The sequence below is a fragment of the Streptomyces sp. CB02009 genome, assembly GCF_001905825.1.
Classification (GTDB): Bacteria; Actinomycetota; Actinomycetes; order Streptomycetales; family Streptomycetaceae; genus Streptomyces.
In genome coordinates this window covers 96,967-116,489 of record NZ_LIVV01000014.1, presented here as the reverse complement: position 1 = coordinate 116,489, position 19,523 = coordinate 96,967, and the positions used below count along the sequence as shown (strand labels likewise).

Genomic DNA, 19,523 nt, shown 5'->3' with positions numbered 1-19,523 from the left:
CGAGGAGGGGAACCGTGACGACAGACCTGGGTACCCGGCCCGGGGGCGCCACCGTGGCGCCGCCGGCCCGATCGCTTGAAGACCTGGTCGGGCGTACGCCGCTGCTGGAGGTCCCGCTGTCGGGACTGCCCGGCTCGGTGCGCCTGCTCGCCAAGGTGGAAATGGCCAATCCTCTCTCGAGCGTGAAGGACCGGGCCGCGCTGTTCATGGTGCGGGCCGCGGAGGAGGCGGGGCTGCTCCCGACTACGGGAGGCACGGTCATAGAGTGCTCCTCCGGCAGCACTGGCATCTCGCTGGCCGCGCTGTGCGCCCGCCGCGGCCACCGTTGCGTCATCGTGATGCCCGACAACGCCACCGAGGAACGCCGTCTGATCCTCCGTGAGCTGGGCGCAGAGGTGCATCTCGTGCCGGCCCAGGACGGTCTCATGGCCGCATGGGCGTACGCGGAGGAACTCCAGCGCACCCTGCCCGGCTCGTGGGTTCCGCATCAGGACCGCAACCCAGCCAACGTACGGGCGCACTACGAGACCACGGGCCCGGAGATCTGGGAGGCCACGCGGGGCCGCGTCGACGTCCTGGTGTGCGGGGTCGGCACCGGCGGGACGCTGACGGGCACGGCCCGCTATCTGAAGGAACGCACGGCCCTGCACGTAGTGGCCGTCGAACCCGCCCGCAGCGCCGTGATGTCCGGGGGCGAACCCGGCCCGCACGGCATCCCCGGCATCGGTGCCGGCTACGTCTCCGACATCACCGACCTCTCTCTGATGGACCAGGTCGTCGCGGTTCCGGATGAAGCCGCGGCCACCACCACCCGGGAGATCACCCGGGTCACCGGCCTCTCCGTCGGACTCTCCTCGGGAGCCGCCGCCTGGGCCAGCCGCACCGTGGCCTCCGACCCGCGCTGGGCGGGCGCCACGGTCGTCACCGTCTTCCCCGACAGCGGGGAGCGCTATCTCTCGACGGCCCGCTGATCCGTCGCCTCCTCACGAAAGACAGGCAGCCATGTGCCGGATCTTCGGCTACTTCAACGCGGTGGCGACGCCGCACGAGATGCGGACCGTCGCCGCCCTCCAGAGGCACGGGGGCCCGGACGCGACGGGCATGGTCCAGGTGCCCGGCTGGGGCCTGGGCAACAACAGGCTCGCGGTCGTCGACCTTGACGGCGGAGAGCAGCCGTACGGTCGTGGCGGCCCGGTGCAGGTGGTGTTCAACGGGGAGATCTATAACCACGAGGAACTGCGCCGCCGCCTGGAGGCACGGGGGCACTCGCTTCCCGACCGCTGCGACGGTTCCGTTCTGCCCGCCCTCTACCTGGAGTACGGCGAGAAGTTCACCGAGCAACTCGACGGCATGTACGCGCTGGCGCTCCTCGACACGCGCGGCGAGGTGCCCCGGCTGCTCCTTGCCACCGACCACATCGGGATGAAGCCGCTGTACTACCGGTGGGACGCGGCGAGCCGCTCCCTGCGGTTCTCCTCCGAGCTGCCGGCACTCCTCGGGTTCGGCGGGATCGGCGGCCGGGTACGGGAGTCCGCCCTGGATGCCTACCTGTCTACCCGCACCCCGTTCGGCACGCGGACCATGTACGAAGACGTCGAGGTGATGGAGCCAGGCACGACGTGGGTGTGCGAGTTGGGCGGCACCCCGCGCCTCGGGCGGCGGGCGGCGGAGGTGCCCCCCGTACCGGCCGGTGACGGATTCACCGCGTCCCGACGGGTGCGGCACACACTGCGCTCCGAGGTAGGCCGGCTGCTCGTCGCGGACGTCCCCGTGGCCCTGATCACCTCCGGCGGGCTGGACTCCAGTCTGGTCACGGCGCTTGCGGCGGAACAGGGCCCGGTGCACACGTTCAACATCGCCTACCGGGGTGCCTGGCCGTTCGACGAACGGCACTTCGCCCGCGAGGTCGCCGAGCGTGCCGGGGCGACGCACCATCAGGTGGAGATCGACCCGGCCGGTTTCCCCGAGCTCCTTGAGGACACGGTGTGGCACCTGGGCCAGCCGAACGCCGACCCGATCGCCCTGAGCACGTTCGCCCTGTTCCGGGCGGTCCGTGACGCCGGGTTCACGGTCGCCCTCACGGGCGACGCCGCCGACGAGGTGTTCGGCGGGTACGAGCGCATGCGCGTCGCGGCGGAGCGAGCCGCCGCGGGTGAGGACTGGTCGCAGGGCTATCTGGACGCCCTGTCCGCGGCGCCTGCCGCTGTGCGGAACGGGCTCTACACCGAAGCCTACCGGGCCCATGTCGCCACGGATCCGGCGCTGCCCGCGGCGGCCCGCGACGATCTGCTCCACGGCCCGGGCACCGTCCTCGACCGTGTCACCCGCTTCGAGCTGGATTACCGCCTGCCCGCCTACCACCTCCGCCGCGTCGACCATCTCAGCATGGCTTCCTCGGTGGAGGCCCGGGTGCCGTTCTGTCAGCGGTCGGTCGTGGCCCTGGGACGGTCGCTCACCGACCATCAGCGGATCCAGGGCGGTCAGGTCAAGCGGACCCTCTACGCCGCGGCGGCCGGGTTGCTGCCGGACCGGGTGCTGTCCCGTCCCAAGCAGCCGTTCACCCTGCCGGTGACGGCGATGCTGCGGCCCGGAACCTCCTTGTGGGAGTACGCCCGGGACCTGCTGGCGCCCGGCCGGGTCTCGGCCGCCGGGCGGCTGGACGGGCGAGCGGTCGATGCCCTGTTCGCCGCGCAGGCCGCCCGTCCCGACGACACCGCGTCGCTGGCCCTGTGGGCGTTGCTCGTGCACGAGGTGTGGGAGGAGCAGTTCCGGCATTCCGTGCGGCGCCCCGGTGCGGCCGGGGTTCCGCCGGGTGCGACGAGACCGCTGGTGGTGGCGGCGTGATCGGGCACCTCGCGTACGCGTCGGGCAGCCCCTGCCCGACGTTCGTATTGGACGCCGCGCGCCTTCCGCGCGACGAGGAGGCGCTGCTCGCGCACCTCGCCGAGGCCCGCCGCTACCTGGTCGACGCAGGCGGCGCGCATGTACTGAAGATCGCCTTGGTCGAACCGTCGGTGCATCCGATGTTCGACCTCGACTACCGCTTCGTCCAGGCCCTTCCGGGTGCTCCGGACCGGTTCGACCTGCGCGGCTCGTGCGGTCATTCGATCCTGTCGGCGGTGGTGGCGGCCTCTCGTTCGGGGATGCTTCCCCGTCTGGTGCCGGGTGCGCGGATCCGTGTCCAGGTCCTCAACAACGGGGACAGCGTGGTGTGCGAGGTCGACCGGGTCGAGCGGGACGGGGCCGGCTTCACCGTCACCTTCGTTCAGGCGTCCCCGGTTGCCTTCGGTGACCTGCTGCCCGCCGGTCGACCATGCACCACGCTGGAGGCCGACGGCGGGCGGGTGGACGTCTCGCTCGTCAACAGTGCCAACACCTACGCGTTCGTGGACGCGCGCGGCCTCGGAGTGCCCGACCAGGCCGCCCTGTTCGCCGCGGGCGACGAGCTGCTCGGTCGGCTCGAGTCGATCCGGGGCGCCGCAGCCGACCGTCTCGGCTGGCACCGCGAGGGCGCCTTTCCCAAGATCGCGGCGGTGCTGCCGTCCGAGGACGGCGGGATAGCCGCCCGCGCCGTGACCGTGCCGCGCTGGCATCCGTCGATCGCCCTGACCGGCGTCGTCTGCCTCGGCACCGCGGTGCGGATCCCCGGCACCGTGCCCTGGAGCATCGCCCGCGAGAACGGGGACGACACCGGGCTGATCGACATCGCGACTCCAGGCGGTCGGACGGCCGTCACCGCGGTCACCACGGTCCCCGGCAGCGCCGGTGAGGGCGCTCTGCTGTGGGCGACCGTCGCGCGCAAGCACGTCACCTTCCAGGGGTCGTTCGTCCTGGCGCCCCTGAGCCATCTGCAATTCGAGGAGGTCGCCCAATGTCTGGCTCTGTCGGGGGCGGCATGAGGCCGCTGCTGACGGCCGGGCTGCGTGCCCGGCTGTCCGAATCCGCCGACAAGACCGATCACGCCGGCGAGGCGGACCGTGAGGCGCTGGCGGCGCTACGGGCGAGCGGCCTGCTCGGTACAGCCGTTCCGGTCCGCCACGGCGGCGCGGGAGGGGACGCCGTGGCGGTCAACCGCGTCGTCGAGGAGATCGCCCAGGTCAACCCGTCGGTGGCGATCATCGCGTTCCAGCACTTCGCCGTGAGCGCCCGGATCTCCGAGTGGGGCACCGAGGAGCAGCGGGAGCGGTGGCTGCCGCGCCTCGCCGACGGCAGGTGGCTCGCCGCCTCCGCCTGGAGCGAGACCGGAGCGGGAGCTGCCAAGCGGAACCTGGCCAGCGGCGGCGAGCGCCTCGCGGACGGCCGCTGGCGGCTGGACGGCTCGAAGACGTTCACGACCGGGGCCGGGGTCGCCGACCTCTATCTGGTCCTGGTGCAGACGGCGCCGCCGACCGACACCGGGACGGGATACGGGGCGGACGGCCAGACGTTCTTCCTGGTCGAGGCCGGCAACCCCGGACTCGTACCGGATCTCGGTCTGGACCTCGCCGGCATGCGTGGCTCGGCGACTGGTCTGATCGCCCTGGACGGCTGTGTCGTCCCGGATGCGGACCGGCTCGGTCCGGCCGGGGCGGCCGCGTCGATCATCGCAGGGGTCCGGGAGTCGGGGGCCAGCCTCGGCGCCGTTTCCGTCGGCATCGCCCAGGCGGCGTTCGACTTGGCCGTCCGTCACGCGCGGGGGCGCGGTCTGCTGGACCTGCCCGGCGTGCGGCACCGGCTAGTGGAACTGGCGACCCGCGTCGAGACGGCACGGTCCGTCGTGGCCGGGGCCGGGGCGCGGACGTCGGCCGCGCCGGGCCTGACCACGCTGCACAGCAAGCTCCACGCGAGTGTGGCCGCAGAGGAGATCTGCCTGGACATCGCGCGGATGCTCGGCTCGGCCGGATACCGCGAAGGCGCCCCGATCGGGCGGCTGCTCGCCGACGCGCGCGGCATCGCGTTCATGGGGCCGACCAACGACCTGTGCCGGGACCTGGTGGCGGCGTCGTGGACCGACTGATCCCCGCGCCCGACCTCGTGGTCAGCGGCCGCAGGCTGGTGACGCCGAACGGCGTGCGTCCGGGCCATGTGCTTGTCGCCGACGGACGGATCACGGCCGTCAGCGACACCGACACGGCGCCCGCGTCGGCGGAGCGAATCGACGCGGGCGACCACTACGTACTGCCCGGGCTCATCGACTCGCACGTGCACTTCCGCACTCCCGGCCTGACGTACAAGGAGGACTGGGAGCACGCCAGCCGGGCGGCGGTCCGCGGCGGTGTCACCACCGTGCTCGACATGCCAAACACGGTGCCCCCGACGCTGGACCCTGAGGCGGTGCTCGACAAGGCCAGGCTGGTGGAGGGGCGTTCGCTGGTGGACCTGCGCTTCCACATCGGTCTCGACCCGGCGCGCCCCGAACTCCTCGCGGACCTCGACCCCGAGGTGGCGACCAGCGCCAAGGTGTTCATGGCCGGTCACCACACCGCTCCCACCGTCGTCCGCGATCCGGCCGTGCTCGAGAAGGCGTTCGCCGCGGCAGCAGAGGGAGGGGTGCAGCTCGTCCTGCACGCGGAAGACGACGGGCTTTTCGCGCTCCTCGATGCCTGGTGGGGTGAGCCGGGCAGCTATCTGGAGTACGAGCGGCGCCGCCCGCGCACCGGCGGCATCGTCGCCGTCGCCAAGGTGATCGAGCTGGTGCGGCGGTACGGCACGCGGGCGCACATCCTGCACCTGTCGAGCGCTGAGGAGGCCGATCTGGTGTGCGCGGCGCGGGCCGCAGGGTTCCCGGTCACGTTCGAGGTCACCGGCCACCATCTGTCTTTCACCGACAAGGACACCTCCCGCCTGGGTGCCCGGACGCGGCTGTCGCCGTCGATTCGGGACCAGGCCGACCAGGACCGTCTGTGGCTGGCGCTGGCGGAGGGTCAGCTTGCCACGCTGGGCAGTGACCACGCGCCGCACACCGTCGCCGAGAAGACGCGCTCCGTCGCGGCCTCGCCGCCGGGGCTGCCCGGCGTGCAGGAGCTGGCTGTCGCCGTGTGGACCGGGATGCGCCGCAGGTGGCCCGAGGAGGACCCGGACGCAGCGGTGACCCGTCTGGTGCGGCACCTGTCGGGGGCGCCGGCCGAGCTGTTCCGGCTCCCTGGCAAGGGACGGCTCGAGGCGGGTGCCGATGCCGACCTGGTCGTCTTCGCACCCGACACGTCCTGGATGCTCTCGGCGCACGACGTGGAGAGCAAGTGCGGCTGGTCGGCCTACGAGGGCTGGACGTTCACCGGCCGTGTCGAACGCACCCTGCGGGCCGGCCGCACGGTGTGGGACGCCGCCTCGAGCACCTTCGGCGCGTACGACGGCCGTCTTCTGACGTCCGCGGACAGGACACGGACGGCGGCGTTCGCCGCCCGGGAGGGATGACATGGCCAGAAAACGGTCCGTAGTGGTCGCGGGCGGCGGGATCGGAGGACTCGCGGCGGCCGCCGGCATGGCCGCGCGCGGTCTCGACGTGACCATCGTCGAGCGGGCGGGGCATATCGGCGGTGGCGGCTCCGGGCTGGTGATCTATCCGAACGGGGTGCGGGCCGCCGATGCGTTGGGGCCGCGGATCGGCGCGCGGCTGCGGGAGGTCGGGCACATCACCCGGCCCGACGAGGTGCGGGTGCTGATGAGCGCGGACGGGACGGTGCTCGCCGAGGAGCCGATCGGTGCCGCGGCCGACGACCTGGGCGTGCCGCAGATCCCCGTATTGCGCTCCCACCTGCACCGGATGCTGCTAGACGAGGCGCTCACCGCCGGGGCGGCCGTCCGACTGGCGACCACCGTGACGGACTACACCACACACCCCGGCCACGTCACCGTGCGCTTGTCCGACGGGGCCGCCGTCGACTGCGGCGTGCTGATCGGCGCCGACGGCATCCACTCGGCGGTCCGGGCCCGGATGCTGGGCGACGGGCCGCCGACGTACCGCGGCTACACCTCGGTCCGCGGTCGCACGACCGGCTCCTCCCTCGGGCAGCGCGGGTACGTCGTCAACGGCCGCGGCATCCAGCTGTTCGTCGCCCCGGTGGGCGACGACACCCTGTACTGGACTGCCAAGATCACCGCACCGGCCGGGGCGTGGCCCGCCATGGGTGCGGCCGGTGCCCGGGTGGCGCTGCTCGACGCCCTGGAGGGCTGGTTCGCGCCGGTCGTCGGCCTGGTGCGGGACACGGTCCCCGAGGAGGTGGTCGTCACCGACATCCACGACCGCGACCCTGCTCCGCGGTGGGTGGATGGCCGGGTGGCGCTGCTCGGCGACGCCGCGCATCCGATGGTCCCGGCTCTCGGCCAGGGCGCCAACATGGCGTTGGAGGACGCGGCCGTCCTCGCCGACGCGCTTGCGTCGGCGGCCACGGTGTCCGACGCACTCGCGGCATACGCCCGCGAGCGGGTGGACCGCGCCGGGGCCGTGGTGCTCGCCTCCCGCCGCCAGGGCGCCCTCGACCAGGGCGCCGGCCGTGCCGAGGAGGAACGGCGCAACGCGCGCTTCAAGTCCGCCGGACGCAAGGACGCGGAGATCGCCGATGTTCTCGCCTGGCGGCCGGGCCACCGGCGCCCGGAACGGGCCTCCGCCCCACCGGTCTCCGCCACACCGGCGGCCGTCCGAACTAACAGAGGGGACACCCCCATGGGGGCACCACGCATCGTCGTGATCAGCGGATCGCTGCGCCAGGGTTCCACCTGCGACCGAGTGGCAGCATGGTGTGCCGACCGGGGCGCCGAACAGGGCGCGTCCGTCCGCGTGTTCACCGGCTCCGAGATCGACTTCCCGGCGTACCGGCCCGGACTGGCCGGGTCGCACGCGGCCGTCGCCGGCTTCCTGGGCGAACTGCGTGCCGCCCATGGCGTGATCCTCGTGTCGCCGACGTACCACGCGACCGTCTCGGGGCTGCTGAAGAACGCCCTCGACTACGTCAACGACATCGGCGGACCGGTGCCCTATCTGGAGGGGCGGGCGATCGGCACGGTGGCAGTGGGCGCGGCCGCCCAGGGCGCGGTGTCGACCCTGGCCACGCTGCGCACCATCGGGCACGCGCTGCGCGGCTGGCCGACGCCGGTGGGCGTGGCCGTCGCGGCCGCTCCGCAGCAGCCTTCCGGGAACGGCCCCGAGCTCGATCCCGACGCCGCACGGCTCGTCGAGATGGTGTCCCAGGTGGTCTGGCTGGGCGGGGCACGCGCCGCCGCGGGACGGCCGGCTGCCCTGGGCGCCGTGGCCTGAGCACGTCCACCGTCCCGTACCCCCGAAGAAACCTCACCACCGAGCGTGCGACGAGCACGCCGGAGAACGGAGCGAGCGCATGTCCGCGACTCCCCCCGAGTACCACGTCCTGTCCGTCGGGCTGGGGCCCGTGTGGCGTGACGCCAACATCCGGTCCGGTCCGTCGCTGGACAGTCCCGTGATCGACCTGGTGTTCCCGGACGTCTCCGTCGGCTACGAGGCCGTGGGCTGGTCGCCCGGCGACGAGGTGGTCGAGGACCAGCACCGGGACGGGATCATCACCAGCTCGGTCTGGTTCCGGCTGGCCGTCGGAGGCTGGTCCAGCGCGGTGAACTTCGAGCCGGTGACGGTGGAGGGGCTGCTCGCGGGCTACGTCGCAGTCACCCCGCACCCGGCGCGCTCCGCGGCGTCGTAGCAGTTCAGCCCGCCGGTCATAGCAGTTCAGAAGATGCGGCCGGGTCAGCCGCGCTGAAAGCATCCCCACAGAGCAGAGGCCGACGGTCTCCGCCTTCCCCGCGCGGGCAGTCGCCCGCCCGACGAAAAGGAGTGCTTACGTGGCTACCGCGCTCAGCACCGAGATCCAGGAGCTCATCGTCCAGGAGACCGGCGCCGCCGCTCCGAGCACCGACGACGCCACCGCGTTCGAGGCCTGGCTCGACGGCATCAAGGACTCGCACGAGGAGCTCTACGCCGGCGTCGCCGCCGAGATCGAGGGCTTCGTCATGGGCAAGGTCATGTGACTCGCCCTTCGGCGCAGTGATTCTGCCGGCCGGTCACCGGGTCTCCCGGAAACCGGCCGGCTGATCGCGTGGGGTGGGCACCCCGCGCGGGGCGGAACGGGAACGACGAGGAGGAGCAGACGGTGCGCTGGACGACGCTGCTGTTCGACGAGGCCGATCTGGACGGCCTGTCCCGGCTGAGCCCGGAAGCGCTGCTGGGCGGCGCGGGCGACACGTTGGAGCGGCGGTTCGATCCCCGTGAGCTCTACCGCCGCTGGGAACGCCAGCAGTGGATCGCCTCGGACATCGACCTGGAGCGGGACCGCCACCACTGGAACAACCTGCTCAGCCCCGGCACCCGGGACTCCCTGTCCGCGTTCGTCACCAGTTTCCTGATCGGCGAGTACACGGGCCTGGACCTGATGAGTCCGGTCCTCGCCGCCTGTCCGGACGAGGAGTACCTCGTCTATCTGGGCACCCAGGCCGCCGACGAGGCGCGGCACACCGTGTTCGTCAGCCGCCTCGCCGAGGAACTCCTCGGCCTCGACGCCTCCCTGCGGAATCAGCTCATCACGTCCTGGTCGACGCTGAGCCCGGCCAACCGTGCCGTGCACACGCTGGAGAACACGATCCTGCGTGAGCTCAACTCCTCGCCGCACGACTACGCCCTGTGGCTGCGGGCCGTCACGTTCTTCCATCTGATCACCGAAGGCGTCCTTGCCCTGCACGGTCAGCGCGGACTGGTCAGGAGCCTCCAGCGCATCCCCCTGCTGCCCGGGATGCGTGCCGGTTTCACGGCCATGACCCGGGACGAGTCCCGGCACGTCAGCTTCGGTCTGCACGCCCTGCGCCGCGGCGCGAAGGAGGGACACGCCGACGCGATCAACGAGCTGATCGAGACGGGTATGCCCCTCGCGGCCGTCGTCGGCATCTCTCCTGGAACGACCCCGCAGCGGGCAGCCGCCGCGGCCGCCTCCGCGAGAGATCTGCTCGCGACGATCGCCGTGCGCCTGCGGCAGCTCGATCTCCCCCAAGACTTCGCCGAGCACGTGCTCGGCGCGTGCAGGGCGGCCCAGGACGCCGCCCTGCGCACCCCCGTGGCCGCCGCCCAGAACAGGTGAGGGACATGACCGACGACACCCAGACCACCAAGGCGCCCGGCGGGAGCTTCGCCCGGGTCCTGCGCAGTCCCGGGGCCCTGCGCCTCGTCGGCTCGCTGTTCGTCCTGGAGACCGGCTCCGCGATGACGACGGTGGGCCTGCCGCTGCTGGTGATGCAGCGGTACGGCCTCGGCCTGGAGGTCGGGTTCACGCTCGCCGCCCGGTTCCTGCCCAACATCCTGCTGGGCGCGCTCGCCGGTCAGATCGTGGACCGCAACGACCCGCGCCGGGTGGCGATGCTCGCCGCGCTCGGCAGCGGCGTGGCCGCTCTCCTGTTTCCTTTCACCACGGCCATGTGGCAGATCCAGCTCCTGGCGCTGGCCATCGGCGTCGGCTACATGTTCGGCTTCCCTGCCACCATGGCGCTGCGCCCGCAGGTGATTCCTGAGGGCAGCGAGCTCGAGGGCAACGGGCTGATCGTGACGGCGGAGCGGGTGCCGAAGCTGCTCGGACCGGCGCTCGCGGGGCCGATCGCAGCCGCCGCCGGGATCGGCTGGCTCTTCTGTGCGGAAGCCGCGACCGCGCTGGCCGCGGCCGCCCTACTGACCCGGCTGCCCCGAGCGGCGAAGGCCGCCGCCCCGAGCGGCGAGGCGGAGACGCCACGCGCGGAGAGCGGTGCGGGCCGACAGGGTGCCGTCGCCGCCGTGAGCCGCTGGCTCGCCGCCTGGGCCCGGTCCCTGGCGACCGGGGCACGGGACCTGGTGCGCATGGTGCGCGGTGACGGCCGGCTGTCCTCGCTGACGGTGACGGCGTTCACGTACATGGTGGCACTGGGGCTCGGCCGTACCTTCCTCGCGGCATACTCTCTGCGGGACTTCGCCTCCGTGCCCGCGATGCTCGGTTACCTGCTCGCCGCGATGGGGCTCGGCGGTGCGCTCGGCGCGCTGGGGGCCGCCGCCTTCCGACGCTGGAACCAGGGCTGGGTGTACATCCTCGGCAACGCCCTCGAGGGACTGTGCTGGATCGCGCTCCTCGCGACGGGGCAGTGGTACCTCGCGCTCGCGCTGCTCTTCGCGGCGGGTGCCTTCGAGTCCATCGCCTCCGTCGTGTACTTCGCCGAGGTGCAGAAGCGGCTGCCGGCCGGTCTCCAGGGCCGGTACTACGCCACGCTCGTACCGCTCTCCGACGTCTTCCTCGTTGCGGGCACCGTGCTCGGCGGCGTCCTCGTCGAGCGGGCGGGCGTCTCCTGGAGCGCCGCCCTGGTGGGCCTCGCGATGGCCGTGCCGGTGCTGGTGCTGGTCACCCGTCTCGTGCCGGAGCGGCCGACGGCCGCTGCGGAAGCGGAGGCGGAGGAGCGGGCCCCGGAGGCGGAGGAACCCCGGACCGCCGAGAAGGCCCTGGAGGCGGAGGCGTTCCGGACCGCCGGGAAGGCGCCGCAGGCCGAGGAGTTCCGGACCTCCGAGAAGGCGCCGGCGTGAACGCCGACGACTTCCCCTACCTGAGTCCCTCGCTCGACGCCGTCGAGGACGTCGCCCACGCGCGGATCTCCTGCTGGGTGCACTGCCTGCGCGACAGCCTGTACGCCGTCGGGTTCCGGGACACCGCCCGGGCGCTCGCCCAGCCGGTCAACTTCGCCGTGGAACGCACCGCCGATGGGGACCTCCTCACCCTGTACGGCGGCCTGGACACCGAGTACCACGAGCCCCGCTTCCAGCGGGGTGTCTCCGCGCGCTGGGAGACCTCCCCGGAATCTCCGGAGAACGCCCTCGACCTCGTCGAGCGTGAGCTGTCCCGGGGCCACGCCGTCCCCGTCTCGCCCGACCTGTCTGGGATGCGCCATTCCGAGTTCTACCGGGTGCCGTGGTTCGGCTACCCGCACACCTTTCTCGTCCACGGCCTCGGCCCGGACACGGTGCGGGCCGCCGACCGCAACACGCGCAAGAGCGCCGGATTCACGGACAACCGGGGCACCGTCCCCGCCGAGGAGCTGCGTCGGGGCCTTGCGGGGGCGCCGGTGCTGGTGTGGGACGCCGGGACGCCCACCGCGGACTGGGCGGACGAGCGGCACACACTGCTGGCCCGCTCGGTGCGGAACATGACGGAACCGGAATCACCGGGCGAGGGTCTCGCCGGACTGGGCACCCTGCCCGAGGTCCTGGCGGGGCTCGAGGAGCACCCGAGCCGGTCGTCGGTCCTGCGCATGCGGGTGTCGGGGCCGCTGCAGCGGCAGGTCGCCGGCGACCGTCATCTGCTCGCGGCCGTCCTCGACGGCGACGCCGCCCCGGGTGCCCGGGAGGCGGCGGAGCTGCTGAGGGCGTCCTCCGACGGCTTCGTGGAGCTGGCCCGGCTGGTCTTCCTGCTCGGCCGCTCCTGGTCGGCCGAGACGCTCGGCCTGTGCGCAAAGCGCGCGGCGAGCCTCCACGACCTGGACTCCCGGGCCGTGGAGCGTCTCGCCGCCCTCCTGTGAGCGTGACCTTTCAGGCCAGGGCGGCCGCGTTCGAGAATCCGCCCATGTAGTAGTCGACCGTGGGTCGTTCGCTGCACACCGCGGTGACTCCGTGCCGCAGCAGCTCCTGGCAGAGTGCCATGTCCTCGGTGGTCTCCAGGATGCGCTGCCACACGGTGTACTCGGTGGGGAAGGGGATCCGCGCGTGGGTCTCGCGGCGCACCAGCAGCTCGTTGGTGTCGACCCGGCTCAGGAGCTTTCCGTCGATCACGCGCATCGCGTCGCGGACCACGGAGGAGCCGGGGACGAAGATGCCCTGGTCGGCCAGTGAGCGGTAGGACGCGGCCCGCTGACGAGCGATGGGGTGCCACGGGTCCTCGCCGTCCGGAACGAAGTCGGCGCCACCGTGGGTGAGCAGGCGGCGCCAGCTGTGGGCTACTTCGGCACCGGGGGTGCGCTCCAGGAGGTCCACCAGGGAGGTCAGGTGGTCGGGGGCGTAGGCGTTGTCGTCGTCGAGGTGGGCGACGTACGGGGTCTCCGCGTGGGAGATGCCGAGGTTGCGCAGGTAGGCGAGCCGGGCCGGAAGGTAGCCGCGGGGCATCAGCGGGTGTTCGGCCGGCTCGACGTTGACGAATCGGGCGTGGGGGAACTCCACTTCCAGGGTATGGCGGATGACTTCGTCCCCGAGGAACGGGCAGTCGTCGCCGACCACGACGTGGGCGGCGGTCACACCCTCCTGGGCGGCGACCGAGCGCAGGGCCCGCTCCAGCAGGGCGAGCCGCCCCTTGGTCGGGGTAACGACGGTGACGGTCATGGGTTCTCTCCTCGTGGCTGCGCGGTTCAGCTGCGGACGGCGGACAGCACCAGCGAGGCGTTGTTCCCGCTGAAGCCGAAGCTGTTGACCAAGACGTGCTCGGCCGTGGTGGCCCTGAGCGGTGCGGCGACCGCCGTCACGCCGTCGGGCAGGGGCGCCTGGCGACGCAGCCCGGGGGTGCCGGGAATCCACGCCTCGCGCAGGAAGCCGGCCGCGGCGACCAGAGCGGGGAAGGCCGAGGCGTGCAGCAGGTGCCCGATCGCGCCCTTGTGGGAACTCATCGGCAGGGGTGCGGCGGCGCCGAGGCCGTGGCCGAGCTCGGCGACGGCCTCGGCTTCGGCGGCGTCGCCCTGCGCGGTGCCGGTGGCGTGCGCGTGGACGTAGTCGACGCGGCGGACTCCGGCGTCGTCGAGTGCGGCGCTCATGCAGCCCCGGATGGCGTCGGGCGCGGAAGCGACCGCCTGGGAGGTGTCGACCAGACAGGCGGCTCCGGAGAGCCAGGCTTCGGGCCGGTGGCCCCGGGCGCGGGCGGCCGCAGCGGTCTCCAGGACGAACGCCCCGCCGCCCTCGCCCACGGTGATGCCGTCCCGGTCGGCGTCGAAGGGCCGGGCGCCGTGCGGGCTGAGTGTCTTGACGACGTCCATGCTGGCGTACTCGTACCGGTTGAGCGCGCTCGCCCCGACGACGAGCGCGGTGGTGCTCAGGCCCGACAGCATCCAGTCGCGTGCGAAGGAGGCGGCGAACGCGGCGGAGGCGCAGGCGTGCGAGAGGTGGACCACGGTCGTGCGGCGGGCGTCGGCACGGCAGGCGGCGAGCAGCGCTTCCGGGCGTGGACCGGCGAAGTCGCTGTTCTGCTCGGCGTCCGGGGCGGTCAGCACGGGGGTCTGCGAGACGACGACGAGCAGGGAGCCGTCCGGCAGGCCGGGCAGGCCGGCCGCGTCGAGCGCCTGGCGGGCGGCGGTGATCGCGAGGGTCTCCTTGCGCCGGCCGGCGGGGGCGGGGCAGTCGGCGAGCGGCACGGCGGCCACCACACGACTGCGGAACTCTCCTTCGATTCCGCGTAGTTCGCCGAAGGCGCGCCGCCCGTCCAGGAGTCCCCTCCAGAACGTGGTCGGTGTGGGGCCGAGGGGACTGATCAGGCCCGTGCCGGCCAGGGCGACGGCGGTCATGCCGCGGCCGCCGTCGCGTCCGACGCCCAGGCGCGCAGCCGGACCCGGTCGTACTTGCCGCTGCCGGTGCGGGGCAGCTCGGGCACCACCCGGACCGTGCGGGGGCGGGCGTGCGGGGGCAGCCGTCGCCGGCAGGCCTCGGCCACCCGGCCGGCCAGTGCCGTCCTGTCGGCGTCCGGGCTCTCCACGAACGCCCACACGGTGTCGCCGCGGTCGCCACGGCGGACGCCGACGACGGCGACGTCCGTGACGCCGTCCGCCGTCCGCACGGCGTCCTCGACGACGGTGGGGGCGACGGTCTCGCCGTGGACGACGAGGACCTCCTTGATACGGCCGCCGACGGTGAGCCAGCCGTCGGCGGTGACCGCGCCGGTGTCCCCGGTGCGCAGCCAGCCGTCGGTGGTGAACGCGCCCCGGTCGAGGTCGCCGGTGGCCGGGTCGAGGTAGCCGAGCATCAGGCTCGGGCTCGCGATCTGGATCTCGTGGGCCGGGCCGGCCAGCCGGGCCGTGACGCCGTCGAGGAGTTTCCCGACCGTGCCCGGCCGGACGTCGCCCGGGGCGTTGAGCGCGACGTTCGGCCCGGCCTCGCTCAGTCCGTAGCCGTCGTGCAGGGGTGCGCCGGTGGCCTTGAGGAAGTCGTCGTAGAGCGCGGGTGTGAGGACGTCACCGCCGCAGCCGCGGATGCGCAGGGCTGCGAGCATCCGGGCTGCCTCGGCGTCCCGGGCGGCCTCGGTGGCGAGCATCCGGTACATGGTGGGCACGCCGTCCAGGGAGGTGATGCCGCCGGTGGCGAGGCGGGCGAGTGTGCCGCGCAGGTGGAAGCCCGACTCGACGTACAGATGGGCGCCGGTGGCACGCCACACGCTCAGCACGCTGTAGCCGTAGGCGTGCCGCAGGGGCAGCGGGAGCAGCAGCCTGTCCTCGGCCGTGACCCGCATGCGGGTGGCGGTGGCACGGCCCTGGTGTGCGAGGGCGGCGGCGGAGACGGCGACTGCCTTCGGATCGCCGGAGCTGCCGGAGGTCCAGAAGACGGCGGCGGTCTCCTCGGGGATGCCGAGAGGGCGCGAGGCCCGGGTGACGACGGGCTCCCCGGTGGAGGTGGCGTGGACGACGGCGGACGGGGGGAGGCGCCGGGCGGGGGCGGCCCCGTCGAGCAGCAACGGCGCGCCGACGGCCTCGGCGGCGAGCGCAGCGACGACGGCGGTCAGGGGGTGGTCACAGCCGAGGGCGGCGGCGCGCCCGGGTCCGGCTCCGGCCGCGTCAAGTTCCCGCGCGGTACGGGCCGCGAGGCGGGCCAGTCGGCCTGACGGAACGTGCTCCCCGTCGACGGTCAGCGGCGGCACGGAGGCGCCGGAGCGGGGGCTCACGCGTCGGCCCCGGTGGCCGGGGCGCTGTCGAAGACGCGGCGAACGCCGACGGGAACGTCGTCGTCTCGGACCGGCACCGTGATGACGGTGGTACGGCCCTCGGCATGGGCCTTGGCCGCGTCGTCGAGGGCGGTGGCGAGTTCGGCGGCCGTGGTGCAGCGCGCGGTAACGCCACCGAGCGCGCGGACGACGGCGTCGGTGTGCGAGGGTGCGGTGAAACGCGTGAGCTCGTCGGGCGCCTCTTCCTCGGCTCGGACGAACCGGGGCCAGCCGTAGCCGCGGTTGTCCAGGACCAGGACGGTCAGCCCCAGGTTCAGCTCGGCGGCGGTGGGCAGGGCGGCGAGGCCCATCTCGAATGCGCCGTCGCCGCAGACGAGGACGGTCCTCCGGGAGCGGTCGGCCAGTGCGGCGCCGACGGCCGCCGGGAGGCCGAACCCGACCATGGTCTGCTCGCCAGGGGTGATGACGCGGGCCCGATCGCCGACGGACACCACCGGGTGGTGGTATCCCCACATGTCGTGGAGACCGTTCTCCTGGACGAGGGTGGCGTCGCGCGTCACGGACCGCTGGAGCAGCCGCAGCGCCTCGGGGACGTTCAGCTCCGGTCGGTCCGTCGTGGCGAGGGTGTGGCGGGTGCTCATCTCCTCGCGTACGGCGACGATCTCGGCCTGACGGGCGGCACCGACTTCGGTGGTGGCCGGTGGGGCGGTCTCCAGTGCCGCGGCGAGCTGGCCGGCCACGAGGGCTGCGTCGCCGAGCAGGGCGACCTCCGGCTCCAGGGCGGTGAGGAAGACGGCCGGGTCGACGTCGACGTGTACGAGCCGCTTCTCGTCGAGGCCGTCCCAGCCCATGCGAGCGGTCTCCTCAAGGCGGGACCCGATCGCGAGAACCACATCGGCGTCGGCGAGCAGGCGGTCGGCCGGAGGCGTGGTGTAGAGGCCCACCAGTCCGCAGGCCAGCGGGTGTTCCTCGTCGAGGACCCCGCGTCCGGCGGCCGTCGTGAAGACCGGCGCCCCCAGGATCTCGGCCAGTCGGCGCACGGCGGCACCTGCGCCCGCCGGCTTGCAGCCGCCGCCAGCGACGACGATCGGCAGCCGCGCCGCCGCCAGCAGCGCCGCAGCGCGGCGCACCTCCTCCGCGTCGGCGGCGAAGCGCAGGCGGCGCACCGGCGGGGCGGGCCGCGGCTCGGGCGCCGGGGCCCTCAGCACCTCGTCGGCGATTTCCACCAGGACGACGCCCGGGGCACCGTTGACCGCGAGGTGGACGGCCCGGCGCAGCGCCCAGGTCAGCTGTCGCGGATCCTCCACAAGGAAGCTCCACTTGGCGATGGGCCCGGCCATGGCCGCCTGGTCGGTGTGCTGGAAGCCGCCGCGTCCGATACCGAGGGCCGGTACGCGGGTGGTGACGACGACGACGGGGGCGCCCAGCGAGGAGGCTTCCAGCAGGCCTGTGAGGGCGTTGGCGAAACTCGGTCCGGAGTTGACGGCGAGGACGGCGGGCCGGCCGGAGACGGCCGCGTGCCCGATGGCCGCGCAGGCTCCCGCCCGCTGGTCCCGGACCCCGAGCACCCGCAGCCCCGGCACGGCGCGCGCGGCGTCCATCAGGCCGGGCTCGTCGGAGGGCAGTCCGACGACGACGTCGCATCCGGCGTCCGCGAGGGTCGCGGCGGCGACGTGCCAGGGGTGGGTCTCGGTGGTCGCGCTCACGGCAGCTGCTCCTCGGCTGGATCGGGGGACGACGGGCGGACGGACCGCAGGACTGCGCTGCGGTGACGGGTGACGGGGTCGAGCCCGGGGGCGGGGCCGCCTGCCGGGACCGGCGGGCGGTCCCCGCCGTCGGCGGATCGAGGGCCGGGGCGGTCCGCCGGATCCTGGTGGACGCGGGTCGCAACGGCCCAGAACGCGCCTGTGTCGGCGTGGCGGAGGACTTCGCACAGGTAGACGGACGGTGCCCGGCCCGACTCGACGAGGGCGCGGGCGAAGCGGAGGGCCGCAGCGCCGTCTCCGTCGGGCTCGGCGATCGCGTAACCGGGGCCCTGCCAACCGGTCAGGGCGGTGAACCGCTGAAGCAGACCGGAGGCTTCGAGGGCGACGGAGTCGGAGGGACGCAGCCGCCGCGTGGAATCGTCGCAGTGGGCGGCGAACGCGTCGGCGGCACGCACGCAGTAGTCGGTGGCGGCGAGAACCACCGGCACGCTGCCGTGTGGCCCTCCGGTGCCGTGGAGCGCGGCAAGGGCCTCGCCGACCGCGTCCGCGGCCTCCGGGTCGGCGAGGAGGCGGCGGGCGCCGGTGGCGGGCTGGGGCGGCGGATCGCCGGCGGAACGCCCCCGGACAACGGGAGCGTCCAGGACGGCCTTCACGATCCTGCCCGGGTACCGGCCTCGGCGGACAGCAGCAGGGGGCGGCCGGTGGCCGTGCCGTGGCGGCGGACGCTGCCGGCCCGGGGGCCGTAGCCGCCGAACGGCCGGTTGCCGTCCTCGGCGTCGAAGGTGATGCGGTCGTGGCAGACGACGCTGGTCGCGATGCGCGCGGATCCGGCGAGGGCGGGCTCCCCGAAGGACTGGACGTACATGCCGCGGGCGGTCTCCTCGGGAGAGTGCAGCCAGCGGGTGATCTGATCGGAGTCGTCGTACTCCATGACGCACACGATGGGGGAGAAGAACTCCGGAGGGTGGAACGCGTCCTGCCAGGGCAGGTGCAGCAGCGTCGGTTCGACGATGTGACGCGCCACGTCGACCCCGCCGCCCTGGACCGTGAACTCGCGGTGCGCCGCGAGGAATGTGGCCGCGTCCTCCACGGCGTCCGGGTAGACCAGCGGCGCGACTCGGGTCCCGGGGTCGCGGCGGTCGCCCACACGGACCTCGGAGAGCGCGTTGGCGAGCCGGGGCACGAGCTCGGTCGCGAGCGAGCGGTGGACCAGGACGATGTCGGTGCAGAGGCAGTCCTGCCCCGAGTTGTAGAGCCGGGCGTCCAGCACCGTGCGAGTGACAGCTTCGGGGTCGGCCTCCGGGCCGACGACGAGCGGGTTGGGACCGGAGCCGAAGGTGAGCAGCAGCGCGTCGGCGGGGAGGTGGGCGGCGACCGCCTCCCCGTTGTCCGGCTGCCCGGTGAAGACGACAGCGTCGGAGCGTGCGCAGTCGGCGAGGAACTCCCGCTGTGAGGAAGGCGCCATGATGATCCGTCCGCCGCCCAGGCCCCGCAGTTGCGGCCCGAGGATCTCGTGCACGGCCATGGCCGCGGACGCGACCCGCGCCGAGGGACGAATGCGGACCTCGTCGGTGTAGAGCGAGGGAATCACGCCGAAGAGGATGTAGCTGTAGAGGAGGTTGTTCGAGGGCAGGAACGTCGCGAGGCGACCCAGCCGCGCGGGGGAATTGCGCAGCAGTTCCCACGGGGCGCCGGAGAGGGCACGCATCGAACGGAACAGTTCGTCCGTGGCAGCCTCGGCGGTGGCGACGCGGGTGAGCACGGAGTGCAATGCGTCCCGGTTCCGCAGAAGCGCGTCGACAATCCCCGGGATGGTCGTTTCCATGGTCTCGGGCAGTTGTCTCGGCGAGTACTCCGGCCGATCCGTCGAACCGTCCGGGAACGTCCTCCCCGGCCCTGTCTCGATGACGCCGCTGCGCATGCGCGTACCCCCTTGCACCTGCCCGTTACCTTCGGGCTCGATCAGGAA

General features: G+C 73.3%; 17 protein-coding genes. 11 read left to right on the top strand and 6 right to left on the bottom strand.

The features are described from left to right. Positions 1-14: 14 nt before the first annotated feature. The 11 genes from AMK27_RS38405 to AMK27_RS38355 all read left to right on the top strand — a co-directional run bounded on the left by AMK27_RS38405 (position 15) and on the right by AMK27_RS38355 (position 12,519). Entirely contained in the window at positions 15-971 is a 957-nt protein-coding gene (locus tag AMK27_RS38405; protein ID WP_073918855.1) for a PLP-dependent cysteine synthase family protein, read from the top strand. Positions 972-1,002: 31 nt separating this feature from the next. After that, entirely contained in the window at positions 1,003-2,844 is a 1,842-nt protein-coding gene (asnB, locus tag AMK27_RS38400) for an asparagine synthase (glutamine-hydrolyzing) (RefSeq protein ID WP_073918853.1), read from the top strand. Next, positions 2,841-3,899 (top strand): PrpF domain-containing protein, encoded by a 1,059-nt coding sequence (locus AMK27_RS38395; protein ID WP_073918851.1) that lies wholly within the window; start codon positions 2,841-2,843, stop codon positions 3,897-3,899. Before asnB ends, AMK27_RS38395 begins: the two co-directional genes overlap by 4 nt. After that, positions 3,896-4,996, top strand: coding sequence for an acyl-CoA dehydrogenase family protein (locus AMK27_RS38390; RefSeq protein ID WP_073918849.1), 1,101 nt, complete (start codon positions 3,896-3,898; stop codon positions 4,994-4,996). Before AMK27_RS38395 ends, AMK27_RS38390 begins: the two co-directional genes overlap by 4 nt. Beyond that, the gene (locus AMK27_RS38385; protein WP_073918847.1) at positions 4,984-6,393 is read left to right on the top strand and encodes a dihydroorotase; all 1,410 of its coding nucleotides are present in this window, start codon (positions 4,984-4,986) and stop codon (positions 6,391-6,393) included. Before AMK27_RS38390 ends, AMK27_RS38385 begins: the two co-directional genes overlap by 13 nt. A gap of 1 nt (position 6,394) precedes the next feature. Beyond that, the gene (locus tag AMK27_RS38380; protein ID WP_073918845.1) at positions 6,395-8,233 is read left to right on the top strand and encodes an NAD(P)H-dependent oxidoreductase; all 1,839 of its coding nucleotides are present in this window, start codon (positions 6,395-6,397) and stop codon (positions 8,231-8,233) included. Between the two features lie 79 nt (positions 8,234-8,312). Then, positions 8,313-8,648, top strand: coding sequence for a hypothetical protein (locus tag AMK27_RS38375; protein WP_073918843.1), 336 nt, complete (start codon positions 8,313-8,315; stop codon positions 8,646-8,648). Positions 8,649-8,787: 139 nt separating this feature from the next. Then, the gene (locus AMK27_RS38370; protein WP_073918841.1) at positions 8,788-8,973 is read left to right on the top strand and encodes a hypothetical protein; all 186 of its coding nucleotides are present in this window, start codon (positions 8,788-8,790) and stop codon (positions 8,971-8,973) included. Between the two features lie 68 nt (positions 8,974-9,041). Continuing rightward, entirely contained in the window at positions 9,042-10,073 is a 1,032-nt protein-coding gene (locus AMK27_RS38365; protein ID WP_073918839.1) for a ribonucleotide-diphosphate reductase subunit beta, read from the top strand. A gap of 5 nt (positions 10,074-10,078) precedes the next feature. Next, entirely contained in the window at positions 10,079-11,530 is a 1,452-nt protein-coding gene (locus AMK27_RS38360; protein WP_073918838.1) for an MFS transporter, read from the top strand. After that, positions 11,527-12,519 (top strand): hypothetical protein, encoded by a 993-nt coding sequence (locus tag AMK27_RS38355; protein WP_073918836.1) that lies wholly within the window; start codon positions 11,527-11,529, stop codon positions 12,517-12,519. Before AMK27_RS38360 ends, AMK27_RS38355 begins: the two co-directional genes overlap by 4 nt. A 10-nt stretch (positions 12,520-12,529) precedes the next feature. Here AMK27_RS38355 and AMK27_RS38350 read toward each other — a convergent pair whose 3' ends face one another. The 6 genes from AMK27_RS38350 to AMK27_RS38325 are packed head-to-tail and all read right to left on the bottom strand — an operon-like array spanning position 12,530 to position 19,379. After that, complete coding sequence (locus AMK27_RS38350) at positions 12,530-13,312, bottom strand: glycosyltransferase family 2 protein (protein ID WP_073918834.1); 783 nt, start codon at positions 13,310-13,312, stop codon at positions 12,530-12,532. Positions 13,313-13,338: 26 nt separating this feature from the next. Then, a complete protein-coding gene (locus AMK27_RS38345) occupies positions 13,339-14,481 on the bottom strand; it encodes a beta-ketoacyl synthase N-terminal-like domain-containing protein (protein ID WP_073918832.1) in 1,143 nt (380 codons plus the stop codon). Continuing rightward, positions 14,478-15,848 carry a class I adenylate-forming enzyme family protein gene (locus tag AMK27_RS38340; protein ID WP_073918830.1) on the bottom strand — a complete coding sequence of 457 codons (1,371 nt, stop codon included), beginning with the start codon at positions 15,846-15,848 and terminating at the stop codon, positions 14,478-14,480. Before AMK27_RS38340 ends, AMK27_RS38345 begins: the two co-directional genes overlap by 4 nt. Further along, a complete protein-coding gene (locus AMK27_RS38335; protein ID WP_073918828.1) occupies positions 15,845-17,554 on the bottom strand; it encodes a thiamine pyrophosphate-binding protein in 1,710 nt (569 codons plus the stop codon). The genes AMK27_RS38340 and AMK27_RS38335 overlap by 4 nt, the downstream gene beginning before the upstream one ends. Next, the gene (locus tag AMK27_RS38330; RefSeq protein ID WP_073918826.1) at positions 17,551-18,207 is read right to left on the bottom strand and encodes a hypothetical protein; all 657 of its coding nucleotides are present in this window, start codon (positions 18,205-18,207) and stop codon (positions 17,551-17,553) included. The genes AMK27_RS38335 and AMK27_RS38330 overlap by 4 nt, the downstream gene beginning before the upstream one ends. Beyond that, positions 18,204-19,379 carry an aldehyde dehydrogenase family protein gene (locus AMK27_RS38325; RefSeq protein WP_241847749.1) on the bottom strand — a complete coding sequence of 392 codons (1,176 nt, stop codon included), beginning with the start codon at positions 19,377-19,379 and terminating at the stop codon, positions 18,204-18,206. The genes AMK27_RS38330 and AMK27_RS38325 overlap by 4 nt, the downstream gene beginning before the upstream one ends. Between the last annotated feature and the right edge of the window lie 144 nt (positions 19,380-19,523).

Excerpts from the sequence above, each read along its gene's own strand:
- asnB (WP_073918853.1), top strand. The coding sequence starts at position 1,003 with ATGTGCCGGATCTTCGGCTACTTCAACGCGGTGGCGACGCCGCACGAG.
- AMK27_RS38390 (WP_073918849.1), top strand. The coding sequence starts at position 3,896 with ATGAGGCCGCTGCTGACGGCCGGGCTGCGTGCCCGGCTGTCCGAATCC.
- AMK27_RS38380 (WP_073918845.1), top strand. The coding sequence starts at position 6,395 with ATGGCCAGAAAACGGTCCGTAGTGGTCGCGGGCGGCGGGATCGGAGGA.
- AMK27_RS38375 (WP_073918843.1), top strand. The coding sequence starts at position 8,313 with ATGTCCGCGACTCCCCCCGAGTACCACGTCCTGTCCGTCGGGCTGGGG.
- AMK27_RS38360 (WP_073918838.1), top strand. The coding sequence starts at position 10,079 with ATGACCGACGACACCCAGACCACCAAGGCGCCCGGCGGGAGCTTCGCC.
- AMK27_RS38350 (WP_073918834.1), bottom strand. The coding sequence starts at position 13,312 with ATGACCGTCACCGTCGTTACCCCGACCAAGGGGCGGCTCGCCCTGCTG.
- AMK27_RS38345 (WP_073918832.1), bottom strand. The coding sequence starts at position 14,481 with ATGACCGCCGTCGCCCTGGCCGGCACGGGCCTGATCAGTCCCCTCGGC.
- AMK27_RS38325 (WP_241847749.1), bottom strand. The coding sequence starts at position 19,379 with ATGGAAACGACCATCCCGGGGATTGTCGACGCGCTTCTGCGGAACCGG.